Annotated in this window: 17 protein-coding genes; 4 read left to right on the top strand and 13 right to left on the bottom strand. The window is 41.9% G+C overall.

The window, feature by feature from the left end:
* Positions 1-24: 24 nt before the first annotated feature.
* On the bottom strand, positions 25-1,128 hold the full coding sequence (locus ACH6C1_RS01390; RefSeq protein ID WP_374073938.1) for a hypothetical protein: 1,104 nt from the start codon (positions 1,126-1,128) through the stop codon (positions 25-27).
* Between the two features lie 226 nt (positions 1,129-1,354).
* On the opposite strand from ACH6C1_RS01390, the gene ACH6C1_RS01385 reads away from it, so the two are divergent.
* Together ACH6C1_RS01385 and ACH6C1_RS01380 are read left to right on the top strand one after the other, a co-directional pair.
* Positions 1,355-2,179: an AraC family ligand binding domain-containing protein gene (locus ACH6C1_RS01385; protein WP_374073936.1), complete on the top strand. Its 825-nt coding sequence runs from the start codon at positions 1,355-1,357 to the stop codon at positions 2,177-2,179.
* A gap of 53 nt (positions 2,180-2,232) precedes the next feature.
* Positions 2,233-3,192: a proline dehydrogenase family protein gene (locus ACH6C1_RS01380; protein WP_374073934.1), complete on the top strand. Its 960-nt coding sequence runs from the start codon at positions 2,233-2,235 to the stop codon at positions 3,190-3,192.
* Positions 3,193-3,548: 356 nt separating this feature from the next.
* On the opposite strand, the gene ACH6C1_RS01375 is transcribed toward ACH6C1_RS01380, so the two are convergent.
* Positions 3,549-3,887 (bottom strand): winged helix-turn-helix transcriptional regulator, encoded by a 339-nt coding sequence (locus ACH6C1_RS01375; RefSeq protein ID WP_374073931.1) that lies wholly within the window; start codon positions 3,885-3,887, stop codon positions 3,549-3,551.
* A gap of 105 nt (positions 3,888-3,992) precedes the next feature.
* Here ACH6C1_RS01375 and ACH6C1_RS01370 point away from each other — a divergent pair, with 105 nt between their 5' ends.
* A complete protein-coding gene (locus ACH6C1_RS01370) occupies positions 3,993-4,376 on the top strand; it encodes a RidA family protein (RefSeq protein ID WP_374073929.1) in 384 nt (127 codons plus the stop codon).
* A gap of 162 nt (positions 4,377-4,538) precedes the next feature.
* On the opposite strand, the gene ACH6C1_RS01365 is transcribed toward ACH6C1_RS01370, so the two are convergent.
* From ACH6C1_RS01365 to ACH6C1_RS01345, 5 genes are all read right to left on the bottom strand, one after another.
* On the bottom strand, positions 4,539-5,387 hold the full coding sequence (locus tag ACH6C1_RS01365; RefSeq protein WP_374073927.1) for a BglG family transcription antiterminator: 849 nt from the start codon (positions 5,385-5,387) through the stop codon (positions 4,539-4,541).
* A 30-nt stretch (positions 5,388-5,417) separates the two neighbouring features.
* Entirely contained in the window at positions 5,418-6,872 is a 1,455-nt protein-coding gene (locus ACH6C1_RS01360; protein ID WP_374073925.1) for a glycoside hydrolase family 1 protein, read from the bottom strand.
* A 5-nt stretch (positions 6,873-6,877) separates the two neighbouring features.
* Positions 6,878-8,725 carry a beta-glucoside-specific PTS transporter subunit IIABC gene (locus tag ACH6C1_RS01355; RefSeq protein ID WP_374073924.1) on the bottom strand — a complete coding sequence of 616 codons (1,848 nt, stop codon included), beginning with the start codon at positions 8,723-8,725 and terminating at the stop codon, positions 6,878-6,880.
* A 311-nt stretch (positions 8,726-9,036) separates the two neighbouring features.
* Positions 9,037-9,180 carry a hypothetical protein gene (locus tag ACH6C1_RS01350; RefSeq protein ID WP_175073889.1) on the bottom strand — a complete coding sequence of 48 codons (144 nt, stop codon included), beginning with the start codon at positions 9,178-9,180 and terminating at the stop codon, positions 9,037-9,039.
* A gap of 12 nt (positions 9,181-9,192) precedes the next feature.
* A complete protein-coding gene (locus ACH6C1_RS01345; RefSeq protein WP_095269390.1) occupies positions 9,193-10,230 on the bottom strand; it encodes a tetratricopeptide repeat protein in 1,038 nt (345 codons plus the stop codon).
* 370 nt (positions 10,231-10,600) lie between these two features.
* Between ACH6C1_RS01345 and ACH6C1_RS01340 the strand changes: the two genes are divergently transcribed.
* Positions 10,601-11,305, top strand: coding sequence for a DUF421 domain-containing protein (locus ACH6C1_RS01340; protein WP_374073921.1), 705 nt, complete (start codon positions 10,601-10,603; stop codon positions 11,303-11,305).
* A gap of 80 nt (positions 11,306-11,385) precedes the next feature.
* On the opposite strand, the gene ACH6C1_RS01335 is transcribed toward ACH6C1_RS01340, so the two are convergent.
* From ACH6C1_RS01335 to ACH6C1_RS01310, 6 genes are all read right to left on the bottom strand, one after another.
* Positions 11,386-12,801, bottom strand: a complete 1,416-nt coding sequence (locus ACH6C1_RS01335; RefSeq protein WP_374073919.1) for an amino acid permease — start codon at positions 12,799-12,801, stop codon at positions 11,386-11,388.
* Positions 12,802-12,950: 149 nt separating this feature from the next.
* The gene (locus ACH6C1_RS01330; protein ID WP_374073917.1) at positions 12,951-13,967 is read right to left on the bottom strand and encodes an oxidoreductase; all 1,017 of its coding nucleotides are present in this window, start codon (positions 13,965-13,967) and stop codon (positions 12,951-12,953) included.
* A 140-nt stretch (positions 13,968-14,107) separates the two neighbouring features.
* Positions 14,108-15,019, bottom strand: coding sequence for a PTS system mannose/fructose/sorbose family transporter subunit IID (locus tag ACH6C1_RS01325; RefSeq protein WP_095221706.1), 912 nt, complete (start codon positions 15,017-15,019; stop codon positions 14,108-14,110).
* An 18-nt stretch (positions 15,020-15,037) separates the two neighbouring features.
* On the bottom strand, positions 15,038-15,838 hold the full coding sequence (locus ACH6C1_RS01320) for a PTS mannose/fructose/sorbose transporter subunit IIC (protein ID WP_245840394.1): 801 nt from the start codon (positions 15,836-15,838) through the stop codon (positions 15,038-15,040).
* Positions 15,839-15,879: 41 nt separating this feature from the next.
* The gene (locus ACH6C1_RS01315) at positions 15,880-16,851 is read right to left on the bottom strand and encodes a mannose/fructose/sorbose PTS transporter subunit IIA (protein ID WP_366248168.1); all 972 of its coding nucleotides are present in this window, start codon (positions 16,849-16,851) and stop codon (positions 15,880-15,882) included.
* A gap of 385 nt (positions 16,852-17,236) precedes the next feature.
* Positions 17,237-17,605, bottom strand: a complete 369-nt coding sequence (locus ACH6C1_RS01310; RefSeq protein ID WP_095221710.1) for a DUF956 family protein — start codon at positions 17,603-17,605, stop codon at positions 17,237-17,239.
* Positions 17,606-17,648: the final 43 nt, after the last annotated feature.

Below are 17,648 nucleotides of genomic sequence, written 5' to 3'. Positions count from 1 at the left end.
TGTTTCAATAGTATTATCTCAACCTTATTGGTAATTAACAAACGCTGGTGCAGGATCTAGTTCCAGAACCTCTTCCGGTGTCATGACAGGTTCGTCTTTCTTATAAAACACCTTGAATCCTCCATATTGGATAGGCTGATTATGTACAAGCTGATGATACCCAGATCGTTTTAAAGCTGCAATGCCGTGGCCATCATTGTTCAGCACCACTTCCACATTTTCTGTGGGCTGGATTGCTTCTTTATTGTTGATGATGATGTCTGCAAATTGGTGGACGACGACAACCTTATCAGGAAGCCCATTCTCAGATGCTAGATTTGATACATAATCAATAGCTTCTTGGACATTCTCGCCATCGACATGTCCCAAATCTTCTCCAGGAACTTGTCCCTCTTTCACATGAAATTCCGTATCAATGGCTAAATGGACATAAGGCAATTTCAAATATTTCTCCAATGATTTTACTTGATTCATAATAGTATCTTGACCCAATTGAACATCCAAGATAAGCAGCGCATTATTCTCTTCGGCTAACTTTGCATATCTTTCAATATCCTCGTCAGCTGTCGCATGCATATAAAGCCCGTCCTCTCCAGGATTTCGCTGGGCAACCGTTGCGATTAATTCAATAGCCGGGATAGCCGGTCTCTCAGGATCCAGTTCGGAATAAGCCTTGGTTTGGTCCTTCAATTTCTTCATTAATTCCTCTGGTTTGTACTCTCCCAGAATCCCCATGCTAGTAGAATCAGGATGACCATAATAAGAAACGATTCTATTTTTCTGAAGCGGTCCTTCTGTCTTATCTTCCATTCCTTTTTCCAACGTTTGACCTAAAGGAACACTTCTTTCCGTGTCATCCCCGTGCGCCTCTGTTTTTGGCATTTCCGCCAGTTGTGTTTCTGTGTAATGACTTTTCAGCGATTGAGCTGCCTCAGAAGGTTCAATAGCTTGGTAGCTTGGCTGAGACGCAGGTTCCGGAGATTTTGCTGCCTGCTCATCCGAGCTCACCTCTGACTTTTCTTTTGACTTCGGCTCTTGGTCTTGTGTATTTGCTTCCTGCGAACAGCCCGCTAACAATAAAGCCGGAATGACTGCAAGGCTAGCGCCTGCCATAATTAACTTTTTCATATTATCCCACCTGTGTTAAAAGTATTTCTTTGCTGGAAGAGTGTTTTACATCAAACAATGAAATCTTACATTATATATGTAAAAGTCGAAAGGTGCCTTTTACACTTACCACCTTCATAAATTAATAAACACCTTTTAGAAGTTCTCTATAAAGTCAATATTCTACAAGAGAGCCCTAACCTCATGTGTTACATTAAATATTAGAGATCACTAGGAGGTTTTTCTTATGGGTCAAGAGGAAAGAACGGTACGCTTTGACCACGATTTAAAAATAGAAGCATATCGTTTTAAAGGAATCATGCAGAAATTCCCGAACCACTTCCATGAATATTATGTGATTGGTTTTATAGAGAAGGGGCAACGACGACTGTTATGTAAGAAGAAAGAATATGTAATAGGTGCCGGTGATATTATATTTTTCAACCCCTTTGACAATCATGCCTGTGAATCAATTGATAACCAAACTCTAGACTATCGCTGCTTGAATATCACACCTGAAATCATGCAAAAAGTGACAAAAGAGATTACAGGGCAGGATTATCTCCCAAACTTTATTTCTCCTGTTACCTACCAGAGTGAAAAAGCAAAATTATTACATAACCTCCACCAAATGATCATGGACGAAATATCAGATTTTGAGAAAGAAGAAACTTTTTATTTTCTGATCCAACAGCTTATTGAAGAATATACCAAAGCCATTGAAGATAATGAACCAAAAGCTATGAAACAAGAAATCGAAAATATCTGTCGCTATCTGGAAGAACATTATGCGGAACATATTGCATTAAAAGATTTAGCAAAAATAGCGAATATGAACAAATATTCTTTATTACGTTCCTTTACTAGATTTAGAGGTATAACCCCACATCGTTACTTGCAAACAGTTCGTATTAATGAAGCAAAAAAACGATTGGAACAAGGAGTAAAACCAGTAGATACCGCAATAGAGACAGGTTTTGCAGATCAGAGTCATTTTAGCAATTCCTTTTTAGCTTATATTGGATTAACGCCCGGTCAATACAGGAATATTTTTATTCCGAATGACAGATAATCCGCTATAAAAAAATTAAAAAGTAAACTGAGAAAACAAGGAGTGAATGTTTTATGTCTAGTGAAGAGATTCGCTTTTCAAAAGCTCTCAAGTCGATTGCTAGAGACCAAGAAATAAAAGCCTATCTTCAAAATTCAGAAGTGCTTTATCCCTTTCTCATTAAAGGTGCAGACCGTTTTGTAGCTGGAGAAACACGCAGGGAAGGAATGAGCCGTGTCATAAGCCTTTATAATAAAGGCTATCAGGTTTCATTGGAGTTTATCGGCGAAAACACAACGTCTAAAAAAGAATGTATGATTGCCAAAAATGAATTTATAGAATTAATAAAAGATCTAGGAAATAATCAACTGGCGGCTACCGTATCATTAGATCTATCTCATATCGGGATGATGATTTCTGAGAAGATTGCATTTGCTAATTTAGAAGAGTTAGCAAATGAAGCACAAAAGCGTAATATTCAACTTATGATAAGTATGGAAGAATCGCAAAAAACAGATACGATTTTATCACTATATAAAAGGATATCGAAAATTTTCTCAAATGTTGGGATAACATTACAAGTTCATTTGAAGCGTTCATACAATGACCTTAATAACCTACTGAAAACGACAGGCAGAATACGTTTAGTAAAGGGAGCTTATCAAGAGCCGGAAGGTATATATATACCAAGATCCGAGGAGTTAAATACACGGTATTCAGAATTTGTATCCAAGTGTATCGATAGTAATCATCCATTGTCTATTGCTACACATGATGAAAGTTTATTGATGGACCTAAAAGCGAAGGGTTTTCTTTATAGTCCGAATGTTGAAGTAGAGATGCTGGATGGGGTTCAGTCTGACCTTTTAAAATCATTAAAAGAGGATAATATCCAGGCTAAAGTTTACGTAACATACGGCAGTGAGTGGTATTTGTATTTAGTTCATCGGATTGCTGAGTATCCTCCGAATATATATACTTTTATATCAGATATTATTGAACAAAATAATGATAGAGAGAAAAATGCTTACTAAACAAAAACTTTTTTCTATTGTTCCTTTGTATATTAGGAACAACAAAGATCTGGTGTTCAGAATTATAAGTTGAAGATTCAATGGTTACTCTGCAGTAACACATAGGGTATTTGAATAACTGTCCTGTCTTCCATTGCTTCGATGGTAATTGTAGAGGGCTCCCTTTTAATCATACAGGCAGCAAAGTCTTTTTCTAAGGTAAAGGCTACATTATATTCCCTGCCGTCAGTCAACAAACAGCCCCTTCTGCTCTCACAGAAGGGGCTGTTCTCTTTCTATAGGATGTGGTTTGCTACTTTTTTATCAGCTTCACTCAATCTTTTAAAACAATACCTGTACAGCTATGCAGAATGGACTTAATTATGACGATTTTTTTCTCCCCATTCACATAATTGCTCCAAAACAGGTAATAGCGTTTCCGCTTTAGGGGTAAGACTGTACTCGACTTTAGGAGGAATTTGAGGATATTCTTTTCGTCTGACCATCCCATCTGCTTCTAATTCTTTAAGCTGGGAACTCAACATCTTAAAAGTGATTGGCTCTAGCTTTCTTTTCATTTCATTAAAACGAACGGGTTGATTTTCTGCCAATAGGTAAAGGATGAGCATTTTCCACTTACCTCCAACAACGGAAAGTGTATAACCAAAAGGCGTCTCCCGGACATTCCCCTTCCCTTTATAATCAGCCATCCCCATATGAACACTATCCTTTCCGGTAGTATCTATCAAAAAAGTGCGTACTATTTTCCTCTTTCTATTCATTTTATACTTACCTTAATTCAAATAAAAGGAGAGAAAAACATGAAGGATATCAAAACATATAACCATGACCTTTGGGATCATGGTATCAGTCAAGGCTACAGCGTGAACGGTACGATTTACGTTTCAGGCCAATTTTCACATAATGAAGAAGGCACATTCATTGGCGAGGATAATATTGAAGCACAGACGCGACAAACACTCGAAAACCTTGATCGTGTACTAAAGGAATTTGATGTCACAAAGTCCAACCTTGCTTATGTGGAAGTCTATTTGACTAATCCCCAGGAGCATACTGAGTCCGTTATTACCCTTTTCAAGGAATATCTAGATACTCATCGTCCAGCAGGCAGCCTCATCGGCGTCACCTACCTGGCATTTCCGGAGCAGTTGATCGAGATCTCTGCTATCGCACACACTGATTAAATAAGCTGTATTATATTCTATGGATGTGTCGTGGATTATGTTTACTTTTCATCGAAAAGAGACTGGGATAAAAGCATTCCAACAAAAAGAAAACCCGACCTATGTTACAAATCTGTATGGGCAGATTTGCATTAGATCGGGTTTCTGGTTTACTGTTCTTATTTATTTCAACTGCTGATAAGACGCCAACCGATGAATATGCACTGCCAGATACGCAAGCTCTTCCTTCGGCAGCATTGTACCGTGGACTTGTGAGATGTAGTTCTCAATCTTAAAGGCGATGTCCATGGCTTGCGGGTACAGGTTGGCGATTTGTTCGAACAATAGATTTTCCGGGTCGTCGAGCATGCTGTCGGCGTAGAAGCGTTCGACAAAGAATTTCACATGCGTGATGAAGCGGCCGTAATGGATGTTGTCGGTGTCCATTTTGATTTGCAGGGCGTAGCGGACAAGGTTGACGATGCCGCCGATCATTTTTGCATATTTCATCCCGTCGTTTGATTCCTGCTTTTCGCCTTGGGCATTGATCAAGTGGAAGGCGATATTGGCTGCTTCCTCTTTCGGCAGCTCGATTTGGAATTGTTTGTTGATCAGCTTCAGGGCGTACGTACCGATATCAAATTCCTCTTGATAGAAATTCTTGATTTCCCAGAACACCCTATTTGTGATATTGATATTCTTTTTATAGCGTTCGACCGCGAAATGCAAATGGTCCATTAGCGTGAAATAGATACCTGTGTTCAGCTTTGTGCCGAGCTGCTGCTCGGCATGCTGGACAATTTGCTGTGTCAGGTCGATAAATGCTTGCGGGATGGAGTCCAGCAGGCGCAGGAACTCTTTGGCTTTGGCGTTTTCTATCGGCATGAAAGTCTGGTCAGCTTGGTCCTCTTTGATGATGCTGCCAGCTTTTTGCCCATAGCCGATTCCTTTGCCGAATAGGATATATTCTTGTCTTTCTTCGCCCTCTACCAGCACGACGCTGGAATTGAGCACTTTTTTGATCTTAATCATCGGCCTCACCTATCCTCTGCGGTGTATCTATCAGTCGAGGTCTTCCCCATTGCTTTCAATCACTTTTTTGTACCAATAGAAGGAGTCTTTGCGCTTACGTTCGAGCGTGCCATTGCCTTCGTCATCTTGATCTACGTAGATGAAGCCATATCGCTTCGACATTTGGGATGTGCCGGCACTGATGATATCAATCGGCCCCCAGCTTGTATAACCAAACAGCTCAACACCTTCTTCGACAGCTTCCTTCATTTGACGGAAATGCTCACGGAAGTAGTTGACCCGGTAATCATCATGGATACTGCCATCGCTTTCGACTTCATCCTTGGCACCCATGCCGTTTTCAACGATTATCAGTGGTAATCTATAACGATCATAAAGTTCCAGCAAGCTGATTTTCAACCCGATCGGATCAATCTGCCAGCCCCAGTCAGTAGCCGGAAGATATGGGTTTTTAACTCCTCTTACAGTGTTGCCAGCTGTCTTTTCCAGACCATCTTCTACCGATTCTGTTAAGGACATGTAGTAGCTGAAGGATAAATAGTCGACTGTGTTTTCTTTCAGAATCTCCAAGTCGCCTTCTTCCATTTGAATGTGGATACCTTTACGCTCCAGCTTCTTCAATGTCAGGCGCGGATACTCTCCGAATACCTGTACATCAGCATAGAAGTAGTTCTGCAGGTTCTTCTTAAGCGTGATTTCCACATCTTCTGGCTTACAAGTGTTGGGATATGTCGTAAGCTTTGTCAGCATACAGCCGACCTGACTGCCAGGGATGATCTCGTGGCAGTCTTTTGTAACTAGAGCAGATGCGACGAACTGGTGATGCAGCGCCTGATATACCTGTTCTTCTTCCTTACCTTCCGGGCAGCGGTCTGGAATAATGCCTGCAGTTGTGAACGGATGACGATTGATGCTGTCGATTTCGTTGAAAGTAAGCCAGTACTTCACGTAATCTTTATAGCGGTTGAAGCACACATTGGAGAAGCGGACAAAGTCATCAATCACTTTGCGCTCGACCCAGCCGTTATACTTCACACTGAGTGCCAACGGCATTTCATAGTGAGATAGTGTTACTATCGGCTCAATATTGTACTTTTTCATTTCTTTAAACAGGTTGTCATAGAACTCCAGACCTTTTTCGTTCGGCTCTTGCTCTTCTCCTGTTGGGAAGATACGGCTCCAGGCGATGGAGACACGCAGTGCTTTAAAGCCCATTTCAGCGAATAGTGCCAAATCCTCTTTGTAATGATGATAGAAATCGATACCGCGGCGCTTCGGATAATATTTATCAGTCGGATCATCCATTGCTTTTTGAACAATTTCTGAGCTGATTGCTACGTGGCCTTCATAATCATCAAGACTCAGGTCGGAACGGTAGCTCGCTACATCCGCTACGCTCATGCCTCTTCCGTCTACATTCCAAGCACCCTCTGCCTGATTGGCGGCAATAGCGCCGCCCCATAAGAAATCTTTAGAAAATGTCATCTGTTTCAGCCTCCTAGTTGGGTAATGACCATCAGCTTATCCTGACGGGTAACGTTTTCTTGCTTGTTGATTTGAACATCATATTTGTCGGTATTGGTAATGATTGCGAGTGTGACAGGATCAAAGCCGGCTGCTTTGATTTTCTCAAGATCGAATGTTAGCAGCACATCGCCTTCTTTTACTTGATCTCCAACTTTGACCTGTGGAGTGAAGTGCTCGCCGCCTAGCTGAACTGTATTTAGTCCCACGTGGAACAATATTTCAGCCCCTGTCTCTGTTTTCATGCCAAGTGCATGGCTTGTTTCAAATATCATCGAGATTTCGCCGTCTACCGGTGCGTATAGCTCTCCTTTAGATGGGACAACTGCGATTCCATCCCCCATTGCTTTGGAAGAGAAAACTTCATCCTGCACTTGTGATAGCGGTATCATTTTTCCGGCTACTGGACTGGTGAAAGTTTCACCTCTCCCGATTTTCTCAGAAAATTTCTCTTCCTCTGGCTGCACTTGTTCTTTGTCTTTACCAAGGATGAAAGCAGCGACAAATGCGACAACAAACGATAGGACAAATCCAACTGCTGCATACAGCATGTTACGTGGCAGATCTTCGGACAGGAACATACTCATGCTGGCAAGTCCTGGACCAACGATAACGAATGCCTGCAAACCAACGATACCAACAAATGTACCGCCTACGAATGCCCCTATCATAACACTCGCGAGCACCTTTTTGTTTTGTAATGTAACACCGTACAATGCAGGCTCTGTAATTCCAAAGAATGCAGAGATACCGGCAGATACAGCAGTTGTACGAAGTCGTTTATCTTTCGTGCGCAATGCAATGGCAAAGCAGGCGCCGCTTTCTGCGATGTTATGCGCAAGAGAAGCTGGCATATAAAGTGCTTCACGACCAGTGCCACTCAAAGTTGTTAATGCGTAAGGCAGCAACGCTTTGTGCATTCCCATTGCAACCATGAATGGCAGCACACAGGCTAGTAACGCAACCGCAAGCCAGCCAACATATTCATACACCCATAGAATGACAGCTGCGAAGCCTTGACCAAATGTGAAACCTGCAGGACCGAGCAATAGCAGCGCAATCGGCACCGTTATTACTAGTGACATCATCGGTACGAAGAATATCCGAATCGGCTTCGGCGAGAAGCGCGTGAACAGCTTTTCCATCTGTGCGTAGAACAAGACTGTAAGAATTGCCGGGAATACTTGATATGCATACGCGATATTTTGCAAATTGAATGAAAACAGCTGTGCACCTTCTGTTAGCATCGTTGTCATGTTAGGTAAAATAAGAGCACCAACTGCTGATAACGCTACAAGAGGATTAACTTTCAGTTTGTTAGCCGTTGTGACGGCTACTAGCAATGGCAGGAAGTACAATGGTGCATCCCCGACCATGTTCAAGATCTGATACGTCTGGCCTTCGTTATCCAAGACCCCTATCAAAGCAAGCAAGAGTAATAGTGACTTCAGGATACCGCCGCCGGCGATGGCTGGTACTAGCGGCTGGAACACACCGACAATGAAATCAAGAATGGTAGCGCCGATCTTTTTCTTCTCTTTTGGCTGATCAGCTGCTTCTTCCCGGCCAACGTCTCCAACAAGCTTCTGCAGCTCCTCATACACCTCGACAACATCATTCCCGATAACAACCTGGCACTGTGCTGTCATGCGGACAGCGATGACACCTGGCGTACTTTCCAGCGCTTTGATATCGACCTTCTTGTTATCGACGAGTGAGAAACGCAGACGCGTCGAGCAGTGTCCAAGATGCGCGATATTCTCCTTGCCCCCAATATGCTGCAAAACGTCTGTTGCGACTTGTTTGTAATCCATTCCTAACCCTCTCTTCCTCGATGCGACGGGTAGAAAGAAAACAAAAAAGGACCCAATACGGCAAATGAAGAAAACTTGCCGTATTAGATCCTGCCTGCATTACCAGTCACATGTCTAATGGTTTTATTTAACTGACTTCAGTATAAAACACAAAAATGTAAGCGTCAACATTTTTTTATCTAGCTAAAAATCATCAAGAGAGATTACTTCTTGATAAAAGCATGTTAATTAGTTTCTAGGAAGGTGTCGTATGTGTATTTGAAGAGAGAATCTGAAAAAAAACAAACCTTCCTCAAAGGAAGGTTTGTCCATTATTTATCTAGTAAATTCAAAGAAGATATAACGCTGCCAAAATCACCTTTTTTACTTGCTAAGCCCTCTTGATTACCATACCCGACTAAACCACTGATAACGATTGTCCCAATTAGTATTACTGAAAATACAACTTTTTTCATGAAATCGTCTCCTTATTTTAGAGTCAAGATATAGTACTTCGTCGCAAGCTCATATTGCTTACTATCAGTATAGTACTGAGCTAGTTCCCTTGAATAGTGCCTAACATTGAATAAATCGTTAATTTTTCGAAAATATTCTATACCTTCTTGCCAAACACTCTCGAAATTAATTCTATCCTCATATTTCTTGTGCAGCATGGCAAATTCCCATTTCATATTAGTATTATCACTATCAATACTCTTATCAAATCCATTTTTATATGCGTGCATAGCCTTCGTGGTTTGATTGGTTTTCCAATAAGAGTCGGCTAACAGATATAAAACTTTCAATTCGATACGCTCTTGTTTTCCCGCTAATGCATCTTCCAGATAGCGAATAGCAGTTGCGGGCAGTTCACGTGTGACATACAAGAGTCCTAGATTCAGGTTTGTGGAAGCTAAAAGACTTTGATTTTCAATTCTTTTACAAGTTGATAATGCTTTGTGCAGATATTCTTCCGCCATTTCGAAATCAGACAAATCCAAGTAGTTCATGCCTTGGATTAATTCTGATCGAGCCAGCAGGAAATTAAATGCTTCAATTGACTTTAGCTTTTCTACTGCCGTTGCTGCATGTACAGCAGATAGAGTTGTAATATCGAGGAAATAATAGACCATCGCCTTAATAAGATGAAATTCTCCTACTACTGCTGGTTCCATGGAGGGGGTAATATATTTTTCGGCTTGCTCCAAACTAACTAGTGCATCTTGAAACTGCTCTTCATAATAGTGGATGATCCCTTCAGCAAAGAAAAGCTGGTATTTATGTAGCTCTGTGAAATTCTCTTCGTGCTCTCGGGCTTTCGCTAACGAATGCTTACTTTCCTGAAAATCTTCAAGCATAGAATGGTAACGGCTTTCCATTAATGAAAATGTGATAAATGTTTCTGAATCATAATCAATCGTGTGTTTACTCAACTCTTCGTAAATGCTGCGTGCAGCTTCTATTTTGTTGAGTCGAATACTCACTGACCAATTATCCAGATGACCTGCTACATCAAGACGCTCCATATACAAACCTCCCTTACTATTTATTATACAACCACTTTACCACTATTTGTAAAATAATATATTGGGAATAATATCCTTAAAAAGTCAGCTGAATTGATAGTTTTCACTAGTAGGTTTCTTGATTTAGGAAATCAAATTAAGAATTGCGTTAAGGCTACTATGGCGTGAAGTACGCTAGTCAAAAAACCTCTTTGCAGACCTTGATATCATGGTATAGCTATGATCTCTTCAGTTAATGAATAGTGTATAGAATAGTTGCGAATATGTATCCTTTAAAGGATACCAAAGGTTTGTTTGGGAAATAATAGTAATAACGATTGAAAACAAATTACTACCTAGATATTCCACTTATACAAAGGATGTGCCTTATTTGGATTTTTTTCATAGCCAGCAAACACTTACTTCTATTGAATGGGTTCTTCGAGCAGTTGTTGCTTTTGCCTTCTTATTGATAGTCGCTAAAGTGCTGGGACAGCGCTCTATTTCACAGCTAAGGCTTCTTGATTTTGTTATTGCTTTAGTTATTGGGAATATTATTGCCCATCCATTATCTGACGAAGAACTCGGTCTGAAAGGCTCCCTCATCACAACTATTGTATTGGTGCTCTTATACCTTTCAGGAATCTTCCTTATTCTGAAGTGGCCTTGGTTTCGGAAGTTAATCAATCATAAGCCTATCCCAGTTGTCCGGGATGGAGAAATTCTCTATAAAGGCTTGCGCCATGCCAGAATATCGATTGATGTTCTATTAGAAGAGTTACGAAAAGGAAAAGTAGTGGACGTAAAAAAAGTGGCTTTAGCGCTTTGGGAAGCGGAAGGAAGAATATCTTTCTTTTTAGATCCTAAATATGAACCTGTCACACCAGAGACGATGCAGATAAATATGCAGCCTTTTTACTTGCCGCGAACGATTATAAAAGATGGGGAAATTATTTATGAAGAACTGGCAGAAACCACAAAGGATGAAGCGTGGGTTGTGTCCTATCTAAGCAATACGTATCAGACTGAAGTGAAAGATGTATTACTTGCCACAACTGATAAAAATGAAAATATAAACGTATTCTTGTATCGCTAGCTTTAATGGTCTATTTTTGACTATATTAAGGCAAGAAGCTGCCGTATCTATTAGGATACGGCAGCTTCTTTTAATTCCATTTATTTCTTTTCTTTTCCTTCTTCACTTGTGGTCAATTCCTCCGAAAATTCCGTTACCAGGTTTTGAAGAGGCGGACCAAATGCTGCTTTCCTTCGATTGCGGGATTTTACAGCCAAGTAGATGAGTGTATAGAATACAACCATGACAATTCCTGAAATCAAGCCGGTTTCCTGTCCTGGAACAAAAGGCATGCAAAGTAAAACGATAATCATACTTATTAAAGCAATCCAGGAATTATAGGGAAATCCCGGCATTTGGCAAATGCCATTCGGCGGACAGCCATGCTTTTTGCGGTGGCGGATATGGCTCGCCATAATGACGGCGTAAGTGAAGATCAATGCAAATCCCCCGGTGCTGATCAACACCAAATATGCTCTTGGAAATAGAAGGCCGAATCCCAGTCCCAGCAGCATGGCGAGTCCGGAAAACAGAATCCCGCGATAAGGAACATCCCCCTTGTCTCTCAACCAGCTCGGCGCATGTCTCTCATCGGTCAGGGATCGAATCATTCTGCCTAGTCCAAAGATGGCAGCCAGCATCGCTGATAAAATGGCCGAAATTAGAACAATGTTTATTGCAGTCCCTGCCCAGCCTATGCCCCAGCGATTAAGGGAAGCGACCATTGGACTGGTGTTTTCATTCAGTGATGCAGTTGGAATAAGCGGCAGCAATACAGCAGCATAGAGGACATAAAGACCAACCAGCGAAAAAACTGTATAGCGGATCGCTTTGGGAATTGTTTCACGTGGATTCTCTGCTTCTGAGGCAGCTAGCCCGATAATTTCAAAACCTGCATAAGCAAAAACGATCAGCAGCATACTTCCGGCAAGTCCTCGAAGTCCGCCTGCCATCAGTGGTTCATCCGCCAGCGCCCCTGCCCCAACTGGTCCTGATCCCGGAAGCCATCCAAAGATCAACACGACAGCTGTAACGATAAAGAAGATGATGGCAAATATTTTCACACCAGAAAGCGCACTCTCCAGTTTTCCAAGCTTATCAGCACCCAATAAATTAATAAGCGTCACGCCAATAATAACGGATCCCCCGAGCAACGCAATCGAGATATTCGGGAACCACTGCCGGAACAAAATACTAATGGCAGTAGCTTCACTGGACATAGACAATATGGTGCCTGTCCAATAAAGCCAGCCAACTACAAACCCTGCCCCTTGCCCCAGGTTCTGGGCTGCAAAGGTGCTGAATGACCCCATAGAAGGATTGGCCACCGTCATCTCTGACAGAGCATACAAGATAAAGTAAACCAGCACACCCGCCAAAATATAAGCAATTATAATGGAAGGTCCCGCTGCCCGGATGGCTACCGACGAACCAAGGAAAAAGGAACCCCCTATCACGCTCCCCAACGCCATCATCGTTAACTGTGTAGCAGACAAACCTTTACCTTTTTTCTCCATGATTTTCTCCTCAAAGTCGTGATGTATGGAGTTATTATCTGCTTATATGCGGAAAAGATTCTTCGAGGATGTGAAGGAGCCGTTCAATACATAATTAAAAGGAGTTAGCTGATGCTAACTCCTTTTAAGCACATTATAAGTACTTCATTTTACTTTAAGTTCTTAACCCCAGTCTCCAGCATTTCCATCTGCAGCACAGTCTGTTCATCCGTAATGGTCTTATCTTTACCATTTATGACAGCTTCATATAAGTCGTCATAGACCCTGCCATAATCCCCATCTACAGATTTCACTTTTTCTTCGTGGATTGTACCGTCTTCATCAATGTAAGTCAGTACACCATAATGGTCTAATGTATCGACTCCAAAGTCCTTGTTTTCAGGCATATAAAATTGCTTCAAATGTTCTTCCTGACGATCTTTCGTTTGCTTGACAAAGCTTCCCTTTTTGCCATACAGAACAAAGCTTGGTCTTTCTTTCAGTCTGAAGTAACTGGATTTCACCGATACCTTTAGCGTGCCGTAATATAAATCCAAATCAAAATAATCATTCATTCTTCCTTGTCCCAATAATTGCCGTACATCATAGTGGACATGATCTGGCTTGCCAAAATAGCCGATAACCTGATCTAGTGTATGGCAGCCATGTCCATACAAATAGGATTCTGCAGGATCGAAGGAGTGTGCGGACTCGGGTACTTCAGGACGGAAATAGTCATAATGCATTTCCACTTCAAGCAATTCCCCTAGTTTACCCTCTTCAATTACCTTTTGAACGGTTAAGAAATCACTGTCAAACCGTCTGTTTTGATATGCCTGTACAACTAATCCTTTTTGTTTTGCCAGTGCAAATATTTCTTTCGCCTGTTCGGAGGTTTCCATAAATGGCTTTTCGACCAAGCAGTGTTTATTATGTTCCAATACTTGTTTGGCGTACTCAAAGTGGCTGTCATGTTTTGTACAAATCACAATAAGCTGGATGTCCTTGTCATGCAATAGTTCATCCAAATCAGAAGTGTAGGTTACTCCTGCAATCTTATCCCAATTATCACGATCTGGATTTCTTCTATATATTGTTTTGACCTTGATGTTCTCTCTTTGCAGAACGAATGGCAGATGATATCTGTTTGTGCTTTTCCCGTTTCCGATATAACCGATAGTAAGCATGAGCATCCTCCTAAAATGAATATATGTACTTTTTTATTGATTTGTCCTAGATTTCCATATTGTCGTATGAAAAAATACCTCCTAGGATGGATAAGTTCATCATACCAGGAGGTACTTCTCAATTCATATAGAATTACTTATTACATCAAGCCGATAGCATGGAAGCCAATACCGATTGCGAACAATCCAAGGATCATGACAATCGGAGAAACTTTCTTCCTAAGCAGCCACATGCAAAGCAGTGTGATCAATAGACCTGCCAAACCAGGGATCAAGCTGTCCAAGTTATCTTGTAAAGTCGTTACACTGGTCTCGCTTAACGATCGGCCGGCAGCTTGCTGTTCCAGAGCCGTCCTGATGCCTTCCGAGCCTTCCGGTAATTCATCCCAATCGATATAAGCACCTTCGTCGAGCTGAACTTCAGATACAGTTGGCGCGAATGCAACGGATACCCACCTGTTTACGAGGGACCCTAATATGAACATCCCGAGTATCGAGGCGCCCTTGGTTATATCCTGCAGCAAGCCGCCAGATAAGTCTTCGGTGATTTTGGAACCAGCTTTGTAGCCAAGTTCCTGTGTATACCAAGTGAATCCCATACGAATGAGGTTCCATAAAACAAAGTAAAGAATTGGGCCGAGAATGTTACCAGTCAAAGCAAGAGAAGCAGCCAATGCACCAAGAATCGGTTTCACCGTGAACCAGAAGGTTGGATCCCCGATACCTGCCAATGGTCCCATCATTCCGACTTTAACACCTTGAATAGCCTTATCGTCAACTGGGGCACCATTAGCGCGTTCTTCTTCAAGCGCTAACGTTACTCCGATGATCGGTGAAGCAACATATGGATGTGTATTGAAAAATTCCAAGTGACGCTGCAATGCTGCAGCACGGTCTTCTTTCGTTTTATATAATCTTTTGATTGCGGGAATCATGGAAAATGCCCAGCCGCCGTTTTGCATACGCTCGTAGTTCCAGGAGCCTTGAATGAAAGTGGAACGCCACCAAATAGCAACGCGATCTTTTTTGGATAACTTCAATTGTTCAGCCATTTTTTCTCCTCCTCCTTTTTAATAGTCATCGATGATCTTGCCTAACGGATCTCCAGTGTTTCCGTTTCCGCCACCACCTGAACCGCCTTGTTTCGTAAGTGCTAGATAAATAAGTGCAAGTGCTACACCGATACCGCCAAGACCCAAAAGTGTGATGGACGGGATTGTAGCTAATACAAAACCAATCGCGAAGAATGGCCATACTTCTCTTGTTGCCATCATGTTGATAACCATTGCATAACCAACCGCTACTACCATTCCACCGCCGACTGCCAAGCCGTCTGTCAGCCATGCTGGCATCGCTGTAAGCAAGTCTCTAACCGGCGCTGCGCCAATCGCTACAATCAATGCAGCCGGGATCGCAATACGCAGACCCTGCATGATGATTGCGATGATATGCCACATATCAATTTTTCTGAAGTTCCCTTCCTTCGCTGCTGCATCCATCAGATGCACAATACCTGTTGCCAGCGTTCGAACGATGATTGTCAAAAGCAAACCTGCAACTGCAAGTGGAACTGCAATCGCGATTGCAGAAGTAACACCTTCTTCACCTTGACCACCCAAAACTAAAATAATTGCAGATGCAACCGAGGCCAATGCAGCATCCGGTGCTACAGCTGCCCCAATGTTTGCCCAGCCTAAAGCGATCAGCTGAAGGGTTCCGCCCAGTATAAGACATGGAACTACTTCTCCTGTAACTAAGCCGATTAACGTACAGGCAATGATTGGCTGGTGGAAGTGGAATTCATCTAAGATTCCTTCGACACCGGCTAAAAATGCCACGATAACAACTAATATGATTTGAATCATCGTCAAATCCATGATCATTCATCCTCCTTTTTATCTGATTGTCAGGATTACCTTTGTTTGTTTAACTCTGCTTGAGCCCTTCTCAAAATCTCGTCCATATTGCCTTTGGAATCGCCAGGCACTTTACGTACATCGAATTTGAGACCCTTTTCTTTCAGCTTCGCGAACGTATCGATATCGTCCTGGCTGAAGGCAAGTACCTTATTAGGCTGCACTTTACCAGGTGAGTGGGCCATCGAACCAACATTGATTGTTTCGAGTGGTACGCCGCCTTCTACTGCTCTGAGCGCATCCTGCGGGTTCTCGAAGAGAAGCAGTGCGCGCTGACCGCCAAAGTGCTGATCATCCTTTGCAAGTTCGATCATCTTATTGACTGGAACAACGTGTGCTTTTACACCTGATGGAGCAGCCTGCTGGATCAACTTCTTACGAAGATCATCCTTTGCTACCTCATCAGAGACGACGATGATGCGTGTAGGATTTGTATTCTTCGTCCAAGCAGTTGCTACCTGACCGTGAAGCAAACGAGTATCGATCCGGGCCAATACGTAATCGAATGTACCAGGGGCACCCGCATTGGATGGTCCTGCCGCAGCAGCTGCAGCAGGAGCTGCTGGCTCTAATGCTTCCGGTTTCACTTGAACCGCTTCTTTCGCAGTGCTAAGAATTTTCGAAGCAATCTCATGCGCCGTCTCCATGGAGAAGCGCGATGCAAAAGCTTCAATCAGCATTGCCAGGTTTAAGCCAGCTACAATCGCCCATTTGTCCTCGTTCCCCTCAATCAAGCTGTTGGCTTGGTTGAAAGGAGTTCCACCCCAAAGATCGACTAAAAATAATACTTGATCCTTGTTGTCGAAAGAGGCGATTGCTTTTTCCATTTTTAACTTTACATCAGCAGGTCCTTCGCTTGGCATCAATGTAACAGCTTCCACATTTTTCTGTTCTCCGAAGATCATCGTCCCGGATTGCAAGATACCAGTAGCAAATTCACCATGCGTGGCAATGATAATCCCTACCATCTTTTTACCTCCTATTAGCATTATTGTTAAAGCTGGAATACACATGGTTCAGCTCGCCTAAAGCGATCACTTATTCGATGGAAAACGATAAAAAAGGCATGAGTAAAAAGCAGATTAATGGAAGATGTAGGTATAGAAGGACCCTTTACTTCGTTTTAATCCATGCTTTTTTACTCATGCCTGATCGAATCAGTAACACGTAAAAAATAATTGCGATAGCTATTTAATTTTATCTTGCAAGCGCTTTAATTATGCATTAAAAAAATAAAGCACTTGAGTTCTTTAGTGAGCTTCCAAAAATATTGTAGCACACCATTTTTCCCCTTACAAGACTATTAAGTCAAAAATTTAGTTCATTCTGACCAGATAACAATTTTAGATATTGTTACTTTTTAACTTTACTTTTTATCCCACGCTTGATGACATCAAAGAATCCTAATGATTTCACCATATGATTCGGATCGACATATTCACGAATCGCTCGGAAAACTCTTTTTGGATCTTTAGAAGAAAATGTATATGTCCCGTTACGTTTCGTTTTGATGGCATAACGCGGAATCCATTTCCCTTTCAACAGAACAGAAGCTATCACAAGATCAACTTCTTCCCAAGGAATCTGAATAAACTTACGCGCATCACGATTATTAAAGAATTCAAATCCTTTATCTCCGATCATGATCTTCCCATATTCCGACATTTTATGTGAGGTTGCATCAACAACTAGATCGACTTTTGTATTGATTGACTGAACCATTTGATCTCCCCCAATTCTTTTACTAATGATAATTATACATGCA

This window comes from Terribacillus sp. JSM ZJ617, from assembly GCF_044383785.1.
Classification (GTDB): domain Bacteria; phylum Bacillota; class Bacilli; order Bacillales; family Amphibacillaceae; genus Terribacillus.
Note: the sequence above shows the minus strand (reverse complement) of the source record. Positions and strands in the feature narration are given on the sequence as shown.